This is a genomic window from Clostridium cellulovorans 743B, assembly GCF_000145275.1.
GTDB classification, from domain to species: domain Bacteria; phylum Bacillota; class Clostridia; order Clostridiales; family Clostridiaceae; genus Clostridium_K; species Clostridium_K cellulovorans.
Map to the genome: position 1 here is coordinate 3,606,293 of NC_014393.1, position 12,746 is coordinate 3,619,038.

Sequence of the window (12,746 nt, forward strand, 5' to 3'; positions counted from 1 at the left end):
CTAAAATTTACTTTATTCATATCAATAACTAAATATAAAGCCAACCTACTCCTTACAAAAGAATATTTTGTATGTAATTAATATTAATTAATTACATATTTTTAATATTGTTATTGATTTTTAGAAAAAATAAAGTATAATCGTATTTAAATATTATCATACAATTCATTTAAAGTTATTTATAACCCTTTTTAGTTATTTTTACTGTAATTATAGGGTTTTCAATTTAATCGTTAAGTAATTTAAAAGAAAAGAGGACTACTTATATGTATAAACCTATAAAAAAATTATCAACTTCACTAGCTTTTAGCATATTTTCTGCAATAACTGGATATCTAGCTGCATATTTAACCTCTAATTACACAGGTTGGAATCTTCAAGATGTAATGTTTGTTATCGGTATATCAATCATCTCACTAGCTGCATTTTTTATGGTAGGTGGTAACTCTACAGACTTAGGTCTTCAAGGTCTAGGTCAACAAACTTCCCACTATATTGCTAATGTAAATTTAGAAACAACAAGACAAGAAAGAGAATCAACCAATTATCATAACAGTATAAAAAATCATAGGACCATTAAAGCTAGCTTTAATGGGTTTACTATTATACTTGGAGGAATTTTCATAATATTAACTAGTATCATAATCTAATATCACTATTTATAATCTCTTTTAAATTCAACTTTAACCAAAACCTGCAATCTCAATAAAATCCATAGGTTTCCCAAAAGGAAAGACTTTAACAACACAGTATTCTATTGTTAAAGTCTTTCTTTTTCATTTACATTATGCGTTAAAAATTATTTCTTGGTGTATACTTTCATAACTCTTTCCTTGTGAGGTTGGGGTTGCTTGGATTACTGTAACCATATTCTTATCTGGTATAACATTAAGTTCTTGCCCGCCAAATCCCCTACCTCCATAGTAATCATCAAAAATCCACCATAGAAGCCCATATCCCCTATTACTTGATGATGGTGTAATGGCTTCATTAATATAAGCTTCTGAAAGTATTTGCCTTCCATTAAACTTTCCTTTATTTAAGAAAAGAAGCCCTATTTTAGCTAAATCTCTTGCAGTAAGATCAGAATTTTCTTCTTTTCCATAAATAGTATAAGATATACCACAAGAAGAAGCTGACCACACTCCACTACTTATGTTTAAAGGTTCATATAAATATTTGTTGCAAAAATCATATGCAGACATGGAACTCGCCTTAGTTATAATAGCAGATAATAACATTACATCCCATTCCTTATATTGGTTTTTACTAGAGGGTACATTTGTTACGGCTATATCTGCTATGTGCTGAAGCCAGTTTTGTGAATTAAAAAGCTGAGTTAGCATTGGACAGTGATAATGAATACCTCCATTCCAATATATCCCTGAAGTCATAGTAAGAAGACTTCTAATAGTTATTAGCTTATGATATGGATGTATATTCTTATTAAATTCCTCTAAATAATTTGTAATTGGCTCATCAAGACTTTTTATATATCCTTTATCAATGCAAATCCCGATACAAACAGATAATATACTCTTCCATATAGATTTTATATTATTCTTACTTTCTTCATTAAATTTATTATAATATCTCTCAAAAACTAACTTTTCATTTTTTATTATAAGAATACTATTTACGAGTCTATATCTCTTTTTCTTAAGAAAGTGATCAACAGAATTTAATATTTCTCCATCCAACCCTTCCTGTTCTGGAGTTGAAAATTCCCAATGAAAGTTCATTATAAATACCGTCCTATAATGGAATTTGAATTTTCTCTTAATTCTTGTGGAGTTCCCTTTGCAATAATATTTCCTCCATTATTTCCCCCACCTGGTCCAAGTTCTATTATGTAATCACAATTTGCTAAAACCTTAGGATCATGCTCTGTAACAACAATTGTATTCCCATTGCTAACCAATTCCTCCATTAAAGCAAGAAGTTTTTCTGTATCGTGAAAGGATAGCCCCGTAGTAGGTTCATCAAGAATATAGAGATTATCCTTATTCCTTTGCTTTTTCCCAAGCTCCTTAGCCAGCTTAATCCTTTGACTTTCACCACCAGAAATAGTAGGTATTTTTTGCCCAAGCATTATATACCCCATACCAACCTTTTCTAGAATCATAAGCATATTATGGATTTGTTTATCCTTTTCTTCAAAAAATTCTTTAGCTTCAGAAACTGTCATTTCTAAAATCTCTTTAATATTTTTTCCGTCTAAAGTTACCTCCATAACTTCTGGGAGAAAACCTGTTCCTTCACAAGCCTCACACTCTACTTCAATGAAGTTTCCAAAGCCCACATGGTAATGAATTATTCCATTGCCATGACACGTATTACATCCACCTTCAGAATTTACTGAAAACATCCCTACACTATAATCATTCTCTATTGCAAAAGGTGTCTTAGAAAACAATGTTCTTATTCTATCGTATATTCCTGTATATGTAGCTGGGCAGGAACTTTTGCTTCTTCCTATTGGTTTTTGATCAATTATCAAAGATCTTTTTATATTTTCTGCACCTATAACCTTTACTTTGGGAACAGCAACTTCTTCCTCATCCTCAATAATACATTTTTCTTTTAGGATTTCTTTAAGCTTTGGCACTAAAGTATCTGCTATTAAACTTGATTTGCCACTACCAGAAACACCAGCAATACCAATCATTAATCCTAAAGGAATATCAATAGATACATTATTCAAATTATGAAGATTCGCTCCATGAAGCCCTAAAACTTTTTTTTCATCTATCGGTCTATATTCTGTTTTTTTCTCCATGAGCTTTTCTGCTAAGTAAGGAGCTGTCTTTGATTCCGTACAGGACAAAAATTCATCGAAACTACCTTGAAAAATCCTTTCTCCTCCTAAATAACCTGCCCCTGGCCCTAAATCAATAATATAGTCTGCTTTTCTCATAAAATTCTCATCATGTTCTACAGCCACAACTGTATTCCCACGCTTAACCAATTTCTCAATAATGTCTATCAATTTTTCTTTTTCAACTTCATGTAATCCTATAGTTGGCTCATCAAAAATAAAAATAATTGAATCCATTTCAGCAATAATATATGAAGCCAAAAACAACCTTTGTATTTCTCCTCCTGAAAGAGTTCTTACTTGTCTTGAAAGAGATAAATGATGTAATCCTACATCTATCATGCATTCAAGCTTTAATAAAATTTCTTTTAACAAAGGATTTTCATCGCTAACCCCACATTTTTTTAGAAAACTGCAAAGCTCTGTAATATATAAATCTTCTAGCTCTGTAATAATCTTTCCACCAATTTTAGTAGAAGTTGCTTGTTCACTAAGACCTGTTCCATTACATTTCTTACATACACCACAACACAGCATTCCAGCCTCTTCCATCATTTCCCGAAGTCTGCTACCATCAGCGTTAGTGAACTTAAAAATAAGCGGAACATAACCAGGGAAAGAACAACTTCCACCTCCATACTTTAATGAGTTAAGCTGTTCTTCTGTTAATTCACTAAGCTTAGTATTGGTAGTTACCTTAAAGTGTCTTAAAAACTTATTAATTTCTTGTTTTAAAGTACCTCTCTTTCCTATTCCAAAAAGTACCTCTCTTTCCTATTCCAAAAAGTACCTCTTCGATTCTTTGTTCTTTATTTCCAAAAATTTTATCTTCATCAATTTCTACTGTTAAGCCTTTTCCTAAACATTTTACACACATACCCTTTGGTGAATTCTTTTGAAACATCTCCATAGAAAGCTGAATACCATCATCCTGTTCACATTTTCCATAGGTTGCAAACAATGCTGCTAACATTCCACCTATCTTTGTACGGGTTCCAACAGTACTTCTTGGATTGGATTGTCGTATAATTCTTTGCTCTACTGCCACTGTCGGTGAAAGCCCTGTAATACTATTAAAACTTGGAACACTATCAACCATAAACTGCGTTCCAGAGAACATTAAGTATCGCCTTTTTCCTTCCTCATAAAGAGTATCAAAAGCAAGGCTTGATTTTCCACTTCCTGATACTCCAGTAATAACTGTAAGCTTATTCTTTGGTATTTTAATATCAATATTTTTTAAATTATGTATCCTCGCACCCTTAATTTCAATAAAATTCTTCAACCTTATTTCTCCCATTTCCTACTTTAATGTAAAATTCGCCTTGTAAAATCAACACTTACATATAATTATAATTAACTGTAATTTTATTATCAATTTATTAATTGCTTCCGTAAAATTGAAAAGAATTATATATTAAAGATTTATTATATAAATTCTAAAATTAAATCTGCATTAAAACTATATATTAAAATTTAAAGATCAATATATTTAATGAAGTATAATTATCATAACTTATATACTATAAAACTTCACAGGTGAAACAAAAAAGTTTCATATTGAAAAAGTTGAAAGATATTAATGTTAGTGGTACATTAAATAAAGGCTATAATGAAAGGAGAAAAATTATGGAACAAAAGACGGAAAATAATAATAACCAACAAAAAACGAAATCATTTGCAGAAAATTTTATTTATGAATTAAAAAACTTTCACATTGATAAAGACTTTAAATTATTCCTAATAGTAGGTTTGTGTACAGGCATTGCAGGCGGTATTAATTCAACTGTATTTAATAACTTTTTAAGCGATGTCTATAACTTATCTGCATCTGGCAGAGGTATTGTAGAATTTCCAAGAGAACTTCCAGGCGTACTGATAGTTATAGTTCTTGGAATCCTTTCCTTTTTAGGAGACATTAGAATTGCCGTAATCGGAATGGTTTGTGCTTCCCTTGGTATGATGGGACTTGGAATTTTCTCTCCAACCTTTGCAAGTATGCTTGTTTGGATGATGGTCTTAAGTCTTGGCACTCATATCTTCATGCCACTGTCTGCTGGTATTGGAATGAACCTTTCGCAAAAAGAAAATTACGGCGCTCGTCTTGGTAAATTCAGTGCTTATAACCTTGTTGCAACTATTATAGGTTATGGAATAGTATGGTTCGGATTTAAATACCTTGGTCTTACATACAAAACCGCTTTCTTGATAGCTTCTTTCTTTTACCTAGTAGCTGCTGGTATTCTTACAATGATGAAGGATAAAAAGCCAAAAGGTAAAAAAGTAAGATTTGTATTCAGAAAGAAATATACCCTCTACTATATCCTTAGTATTGTAAATGGTGCAAGAAAACAAATTTTCTTAACCTTCGCTCCTTGGGTTCTAATAAATGTTTATAATCTTGATCCACCTACTTTTGCAATATTAGGTCTTATAATTTCCCTAGTAAGCATATTAACTAGAACCATTGTTGGAAATGCTATAGATATTAAAGGAGAACGCTTTGTTCTTTCCTTAGAGGCCATAGTATTAATAATTATCTGTTTAGGCTATTCCTTCGCGGCAGATATATTCCCAGTAACAATAGCTGTAATAATTATTGCTGCTTGTTATATTATCGACAATTCCCTAAGTGTTGTTGAAATGGCTAGATCAACCTATATAAAGAAGATAGCTGTTTCTCCTGAAGATGTTACTCCAACACTATCCGCTGGTACAAGCTTTGACCATATTATAGCCATGTCTATTCCTTTCTTTGGTGGATTATTGTGGGCCAGTATGGGATATAAATATGTATTCCTTGTGGCAGCCTTTATCGCAGTACTAAACCTAATTCTATCCTTAAAAATTAAAATAGACTGATAATCTATTACAATGTAGATTAATAAATCATTGTAGCAAAGTAAATAAAAGTTCTACTAAGTTAACTGTTGTCAACTTGGTAGAACTTTTAACCCAGTACATAGATTATATTTTCTTTTTAATATTGTTTAAGTGGATAACTGCAGTTATTAAAACTAGAGTAGCATTTACCAAAATAATAATTAGATTAGTATTAGCATCCTTCAAAACTGCTGAAATAATTATTGGTGCTAGAACTACTCCAAACCCCGTAAATAATGTAATCAACATAGAAGGGCTTTGTTTTATAACATTAGTTTCATTGACCCACTGAAAATTGGGAAGCTTTAGGTTTATACAAATGCCCAACTCCGCAATAAAGAAAGCATATACTATCGGTGTTATAAAAATAATTATTGCTTCGATTATATTTGCATGTAGCCCTAAAATCAACAAAATTCCTGAAATAATACTTGCAGGTATAGTTATTAAAAGATTCACAGCAATTTTACTTTGAAATATTGTTTTGCTTTTAATAGGCAACGAAGACAAAATCCATCTATTTTTACCTTCTAATGAAATGGATACTGCCGTTGTACAGCTAGTGACAATCATAAAAGCTTCGGCAAAAGGTATCATTTTCTTAATCCACACTCTCGCACCTGGAACTTCAAACATCGATTCTAACTTATCTATTCCAATATAACTTATAGCTATTGCCATGGCTATAAGCATAATAACGCCAAACAAAGTATTTACTACATACATTGGCGATGAAAAATATCTTCTTAATTCCTTTTTATACAAAGCCATAAACGGTGAAGATTCTTTTATCGGTTTAGCTTTATAATTTCCCTTTGCTCTATTTGTCATCAATGCTGTGTTTATTTGAGAATATCTGAAAGCTATTAATTTAACGAATATTATAAAAACAGCTATGGATATAATCGTAAACAGTACAAAAGACAATATATCTCTATTAATTAATGCATTGTTATAAACATAAGCTACCGGATAAATCTTATAGATAGTATTTGCAACTTCAGTACCTATTTCCGCTACCTTAGTTTCATTCATATTCTTCATATTGAAGGATAAACCAATAGCTGCAATAATTACTCCAAAACTAAGAAGGATTGTTAAAATGTTTTTAAATCTATACTTTGCAGAAGCTATAGTTATCACTGCACCTATTGTAGCACCTATTACCATAGGCAATAATGGGATAATGAATAAAGAAATAGTAAACATAATATAGAATTCTACTGAAGTTACATTAAAAATTGTACATACAATAGCAGTTGGTATCATAACTATACAAGCAAATAAGAGATCAAATATATACATAGAAAGAAATTTACTTTTTATCACTTCTTCACTTTTCACAGGCAAAGACATGATCATATCATAATCCTTATAGGCAAATAAGACTCCATTACTTTTTAAAAAAGTAGCAATCAATACTACCATACTTGTAACAGTGACCATTACAGCTGGCAAAACATTACTTAACCCAAGATAGCCATAGCCATACGCTATACCAAAGCTATAACCGACTCCAACCATAAAAAGAAAAATTAATAGCAATGTAAAAAATATAATTTGAATTTTTTCTTTTAAATCTTTTGAATACCGTAATTTATTTATAGGAAAAAGTTCCAACAACTGAAGTTTAACCAGTATTGCAGTTTTATTTTTCACGGTCCACTACCTCCATAAATATCTCCTCTAAACTGCTATCCCCAAGTAACTGATCAAGTCTTCCACTAGTAATCAGCTTACCACCCTTTATTATTGCTACCTTGTTACAAAGTTTTTCTGCTACATCTAAAACATGAGTTGAAAAGAAAATGGCACTTCCATCATTACATAGTTCATGCATTATTCTTTTCAAATTTATAGCTGCCTTAGGATCGAGACCAACAAAAGGCTCATCTAATACTAAAAGCTTCGGTTTATGTATAAATGCCGATATAAGAGCTAACTTTTGCTTCATTCCATGGGAATAAGAAGATATCAAGTCACCTAAATTAGAAGCGATTTCAAAGGTATCTGAATATTTTTTAATCCTTGCCTCTCTTTCCTCCTTTGGTACAGTAAAAATATCACCTATAAAATTTAGATATTGAATCCCCGTAAGATGCTCATAAATATCTGGGTTATCAGGAATATAAGCAATAACTTCCTTACATGCTACTGGCTCTTTCCTTAAAGACTTCCCATCAATATAAATTTCACCGTCCTCAAAATCTAATACCCCTACAACAGCTCTAATTGTAGTAGTTTTACCTGCACCATTATGGCCGATAAACCCATAAATATCTCCAGCATCAACTTGTAGATTCAAATTATCCACAGCTTTTTTTCCACCTTTATAAATCTTCGTAAAATTCTTAATAGTTAACATTTTTCATTCCCCTCTCTATTGACTGTTTTAAGTTCGCTTACCGAATCATTGTCCTCTATATCCAGAGTTATTTTTTCTTAAACAATCTTTTAAAATCTTTTTAAATTTTATATTTTAATCTTTAGTAGTTATTTTTCGTAAATTTAATTACTTAATTTCGGAAATAATTACCTTCAACAAGAGCTAAAAAACTTTCTAAAAAATACTTACTTAAATTATTGTAATAATTGTATACGAGTTACCCAGTAATTTCAATTATTTTCTTAATTTTTCATAAAAGTTCCTGTTGTTAATATCCTAATCTACTTACGCTGTTTAATTATATTTGTAATAATATCACTTCGATAACTGTATTTATTTTCATCCAATTATATGGACTCTTTATGTAGATTTAATTATCAACTTGTACACTTACATAAAATTATAGTTTGATTGTCAAACATTTCTATTAAAGTTTGTGTTTTTTTTAACCGATATTAAAACCGTGGTCAATATATAATTCCTTTTAAACTGCTCATATCTGTTTCATTATTGAAACTACATCAAAATTCTATCTTATTATTTAGATATCAACACTATATGTAGAATCTTTATTGAGACACATATATTATCGTAATTGACACAGTATTATATCTTAGTATTTGGAGGTTTATTCAACATGGGAAAAATGAATTTTAATAACGTGAAGTTAAGTGTGAAAATGTTTGTATCGATATTAATTCCTATTTTGTCATTAATCTTAGTTACAATCTTTTCTGTAAAGTACATTAATAAAGTGCATCATGATCTTGTACAACAAGTATATGAAGAGGCACATCAAAGCGAATATTGGCTTTTTAATGCTGATAGGGATTTTTATCAAGCTTTAGTTGCTCAAATGGAAATGGAAGATACAAAAGATTCCGAAAGCTTGAAAAATGCAAAAGAAGATTATATAGATAACAAGAACCAAACTCTTGAAAGAGTAGACAAAGCCAAAGAAATATTACTTACAAATAGTTCTCGCTTTGCAGATATGACAAAAAAAGATTCTAATGCAACAATGACTCAATTATTTGATAACTTTTATGAAGATTTTGAGGCTTGGTCAAAACTTTTTGACGAAGACAAAAACGAATTCATAGATAAAGAAAAATACTTAGAAAAGTTTTCTTCTGCTAGAGAAAATATCAATGGAATTGAAGAAATATTAGATGAATATAACCTGATTGTAATAGATGAAAGCGAAAATAGAGTTAATTCTATTACAACAATAATAATATTAATTTCCTTAAGCACAATTCTTTTCTCTACATTTGCAGGACTATATCTAATCTTTAATGTAAAAAAACGTACAGATATTGCAATCGGACTTATGAGAAAAACAGCAGATTTTGATTTGCAGTATGACAGTAGCTATGAAAAGTATACTAAAGAAAAAGATGAATTTGCTGAAATCATTAATAGTGAATCTATTGTAAGGAAAGAATTAAGGACTATAATCGAAAAAGTCGTTGATGAAACATCAACGCTAAAAACTGTTATAAATTCAACAAATAGTAATATGGCTTCTCTTGGTGAAGAAATTGAAGACATTTCAGCAACAACTGAGGAATTATCAGCTGGTATGGAAGAAACAGCAGCATCTACAGAAGAAATTAGCGCTACAACTAGCGAAATAAAAAATGCCCTTGAAGATATTTCTGATAAAGCACTTTTAGGAGCAAAATCTGTTGAAGAAATAAGCCAAAGAGCTTCTGAGTTAAAAAATAACTTTACACTTTCATATCAAAATTCTAATAAGGTATATGTTAATGTAAAAGAAAAACTAGAACAAGCTTTAGCACAATCTAAAACTGTAGAACAGATTAATGCATTAGCAGATTCCATTCTGCAAATAACTTCACAGACAAATCTTCTTGCACTTAATGCAGCTATAGAGGCCGCAAGAGCTGGTGAAGCTGGGAAAGGCTTTGCTGTAGTTGCTGATGAAATTAGAAAACTTGCTGAAACATCAAAAGATACTGCTACACAAATCCAAGAAATCACCAAGGTTGTTACAGATTCAGTTGAAAATCTAAGTGAAAATTCAAATAAACTTCTTAATTTTGTACAAAATGATGTTACAACAGATTATCAAACAATGTTATCAGCTACTGAACAATATCAACTTGATGCAAACCTAGTAAATGAAATAGTAAGTGATTTTAGTGCAACTTCTGAAGAATTATTATCTTCAATTGAAAATATGGTAGAAACAATGCATGGTATAGCCGAGGCCACAAATGAGGGGGCAACAGGTACTACTAGTATCGCCGAAAAAGTTTCTTCTATAGTAAACAGTGCAAATGATGTAAAAGAAAACATTGACGCTACTAAAGAAGGTTCAAATCTTCTTAATGAAATGGTTTCTAAATTCCAAGTTTAACTATAAAGTTATATAAGCCTTTAGGCTATAATTTAAAAGTTATTTTTTCACACTATAAAGGCACCCAATCTTCGGGTGTCTTTATACATTTAATTAACATTATAGTTTTCAGCCTACTTCTGATAATCCTCAATGTTCTTGAAAATAAAATTTAATTTATTTGCTATAAATAAATATATTAAGTTATAATTATATTTAAGTTCAATATAAAAGCACATATATATCTGAGTTTATGTGCTATTTGTTATGAATTAAAATTCTATAAAGGTGGAATGATTTATGAAAATATTAAAGTATATGCTTATTTTTGTACCAATAAGCTTTGTTGCAGAATTTCTTCATGCACCATCATACATAATGTTCATTCTAGCAGCACTCTCCATTATACCTTTGGCAGGACTTATGGGTGAAGGAACAGAAGAGATTTCTCATTACTCAGGACCTAAAATAGGTGGTTTTTTAAATGGTACTTTTGGTAATGCAACTGAACTTATAATATCATTTTTTGCTCTTAAACAAGGTCTCTTTGATGTTGTAAAAGCATCCATAGCGGGTTCTGTAATAGGTAACATCTTACTAGTACTTGGATTAAGTATGCTCGCAGGTGGCTTAAAACATAAAACTCAAACTTTCAACAAAAAAGTTGTTGAAGTTTCATCAAGTATGTTACTATTTGCGGTTGTAGGCTTGTGCGTTCCAGCTCTATTCACTCATACTGTTGATCAAAGCTTACTTAATACTCGCTATGAAGGATTAAGTGTTATTGTAGCAATTATAATGTTTGCTATATACGTATTAAGTCTTGTTTTCTCTTTCTATACACACAAAGATATCTACTCTATTAACGTGGAAGAAGAAGGCACAGCAAAATGGAGTTTAAAGAAAGCAATAACAGTTTTAGTTGTAGCTACTGTATTAATTGCCATTGAAAGTGAATTTTTAGTAGGCGGAATAGAATCCGTTACACATAGCTTAGGTTTAAGCGAATTCTTCGTAGGTATAATATTAATTCCTATAATAGGAAATGCTGCAGAACACAGCACAGCAATTGTAATGGCATTAAAGAATAAAATGGATGTGGCAATGGAAATCGCTATAGGCTCTAGCTTACAAATAATATTATTTGTAGCTCCAGTGTTAGTTTTTATAAGCTTACTATTTACTCCTATGAGTATTGTATTTAATGAATTTGAATTGATAGCGTTGATTGTTGCAATTCTAATAGCCAATAGAGTTTCAAATGATGGTGAATCTAACTGGTTAGAAGGAGTTCAGCTTCTAGCTGTATATGTTATAATTGCAGCATCTTTCTTTATTCTATAACTTATTTTTATAATCATTAAATAAATTAACATATCATATTTAAAAGAAAGGCATATTCTCAAAGGGAGAATATGCCTTTTCCTTAATAATAGATTTAATCAATAGTGCTTTTATTCTCATCACAGATCATCAATGCACTTAACTCTTAACAACTATTTCAAATAATCAAAGATTAAACTTCCACTAGTTTGTTTTCTAGGTTACTTCTTCTATTATCTAAAGGATTAAGATTTATATGATGAACAATCATATTTTCTTTAGGTTTCATAATAAATTTATCCAAGTTAACTCTTCCATTAGGGGTATTTGCTACAACAGAAACTTTACCGTTGCTTTTATAGTACACCCAGCTATATTCATCATTCACCACTGTCTCCAAATCTTCTTTAGAAATTAAAGCATGCCCTTCTTCTTTTCCGTATTTATCCTTTAGTATTATTGCAATTTCATTTTCGTTAATAACCTTATAATCATTTTTTATATTACGTTTTACTATTTCTAGATTGCTCTTTCTATTATCAAGAGTATCTCCATTAATATGTCTAATTGGAGCCTTTGAATTAGTATTCATAATAACAGCATGCAAACTTTGTTTTACAGCTTTGGCTTTTATCTTATCTAAATCTTCACTGATATTTTGTACTATATAGCTATTAAAGTTCTTATTCCATTCTGCAAACCAAGTACCCATGCTTTGCACCTTTGCAACGTCTTCTGCATCTATTTTAACAATAAGCTCAGTTCCATCTTTCTTTAAAACTGTAATTTGAGCAATATTGCCTTGAATTTCATAGTTATTCTTTGAATTTTTGTAATTAATATTTATAATCAGCACTTCTTTCTTTTATATATTTTTGTCGGTCTTTATATTATAACAGACATCAATACTAAATATAATTACTATTTTTTATTGTTATCATTGACAACTACAGCTATTACTTTAAATAATT

General features: G+C 30.3%; 10 protein-coding genes. 4 read left to right on the plus strand and 6 right to left on the minus strand.

From position 1 onward, the window contains the following. The first annotated feature begins 266 nt into the window (after positions 1-266). Positions 267-650: a hypothetical protein gene (locus tag CLOCEL_RS14675; protein ID WP_010075716.1), complete on the plus strand. Its 384-nt coding sequence runs from the start codon at positions 267-269 to the stop codon at positions 648-650. 135 nt (positions 651-785) lie between these two features. On the opposite strand, the gene CLOCEL_RS14680 is transcribed toward CLOCEL_RS14675, so the two are convergent. The 3 genes from CLOCEL_RS14680 to CLOCEL_RS23805 form a co-directional block, all read right to left on the minus strand. Continuing rightward, positions 786-1,742, minus strand: a complete 957-nt coding sequence (locus tag CLOCEL_RS14680) for a serine hydrolase domain-containing protein (protein ID WP_010075717.1) — start codon at positions 1,740-1,742, stop codon at positions 786-788. Next, on the minus strand, positions 1,742-3,370 hold the full coding sequence (locus tag CLOCEL_RS14685) for an excinuclease ABC subunit UvrA (protein ID WP_341271452.1): 1,629 nt from the start codon (positions 3,368-3,370) through the stop codon (positions 1,742-1,744). The genes CLOCEL_RS14680 and CLOCEL_RS14685 overlap by 1 nt, the downstream gene beginning before the upstream one ends. A 166-nt stretch (positions 3,371-3,536) precedes the next feature. Continuing rightward, entirely contained in the window at positions 3,537-4,103 is a 567-nt protein-coding gene (locus tag CLOCEL_RS23805) for a P-loop NTPase family protein (protein ID WP_341271453.1), read from the minus strand. A gap of 344 nt (positions 4,104-4,447) precedes the next feature. Between CLOCEL_RS23805 and CLOCEL_RS14690 the strand changes: the two genes are divergently transcribed. Next, positions 4,448-5,680 carry an MFS transporter gene (locus tag CLOCEL_RS14690; protein ID WP_010075719.1) on the plus strand — a complete coding sequence of 411 codons (1,233 nt, stop codon included), beginning with the start codon at positions 4,448-4,450 and terminating at the stop codon, positions 5,678-5,680. 105 nt (positions 5,681-5,785) lie between these two features. Here the strand turns inward: CLOCEL_RS14690 and CLOCEL_RS14695 are convergent, their stop codons facing one another. After that, entirely contained in the window at positions 5,786-7,360 is a 1,575-nt protein-coding gene (locus tag CLOCEL_RS14695) for an ABC transporter permease (protein WP_010075720.1), read from the minus strand. Then, positions 7,350-8,066, minus strand: a complete 717-nt coding sequence (locus tag CLOCEL_RS14700) for an ABC transporter ATP-binding protein (protein ID WP_010075721.1) — start codon at positions 8,064-8,066, stop codon at positions 7,350-7,352. The genes CLOCEL_RS14695 and CLOCEL_RS14700 overlap by 11 nt, the downstream gene beginning before the upstream one ends. A 658-nt stretch (positions 8,067-8,724) precedes the next feature. Between CLOCEL_RS14700 and CLOCEL_RS14705 the strand changes: the two genes are divergently transcribed. Both CLOCEL_RS14705 and cax read left to right on the plus strand, forming a co-directional pair. Continuing rightward, positions 8,725-10,473 (plus strand): methyl-accepting chemotaxis protein, encoded by a 1,749-nt coding sequence (locus CLOCEL_RS14705; RefSeq protein ID WP_010075722.1) that lies wholly within the window; start codon positions 8,725-8,727, stop codon positions 10,471-10,473. 279 nt (positions 10,474-10,752) lie between these two features. Further along, positions 10,753-11,796 (plus strand): calcium/proton exchanger, encoded by a 1,044-nt coding sequence (gene cax / locus CLOCEL_RS14710; RefSeq protein WP_010075723.1) that lies wholly within the window; start codon positions 10,753-10,755, stop codon positions 11,794-11,796. Between the two features lie 172 nt (positions 11,797-11,968). Here cax and CLOCEL_RS14715 read toward each other — a convergent pair whose 3' ends face one another. After that, positions 11,969-12,631 carry an HNH endonuclease gene (locus CLOCEL_RS14715; protein ID WP_010075724.1) on the minus strand — a complete coding sequence of 221 codons (663 nt, stop codon included), beginning with the start codon at positions 12,629-12,631 and terminating at the stop codon, positions 11,969-11,971. Positions 12,632-12,746 lie beyond the last annotated feature (115 nt).

Excerpts from the sequence above, each read along its gene's own strand:
- CLOCEL_RS14705 (WP_010075722.1), top strand. The coding sequence starts at position 8,725 with ATGGGAAAAATGAATTTTAATAACGTGAAGTTAAGTGTGAAAATGTTT.
- CLOCEL_RS14690 (WP_010075719.1), top strand. The coding sequence starts at position 4,448 with ATGGAACAAAAGACGGAAAATAATAATAACCAACAAAAAACGAAATCA.
- CLOCEL_RS14700 (WP_010075721.1), bottom strand. The coding sequence starts at position 8,066 with ATGTTAACTATTAAGAATTTTACGAAGATTTATAAAGGTGGAAAAAAA.
- CLOCEL_RS14680 (WP_010075717.1), bottom strand. The coding sequence starts at position 1,742 with ATGAACTTTCATTGGGAATTTTCAACTCCAGAACAGGAAGGGTTGGAT.
- CLOCEL_RS14685 (WP_341271452.1), bottom strand. The coding sequence starts at position 3,370 with ATGGAAGAGGCTGGAATGCTGTGTTGTGGTGTATGTAAGAAATGTAAT.
- CLOCEL_RS14675 (WP_010075716.1), top strand. The coding sequence starts at position 267 with ATGTATAAACCTATAAAAAAATTATCAACTTCACTAGCTTTTAGCATA.
- cax (WP_010075723.1), top strand. The coding sequence starts at position 10,753 with ATGAAAATATTAAAGTATATGCTTATTTTTGTACCAATAAGCTTTGTT.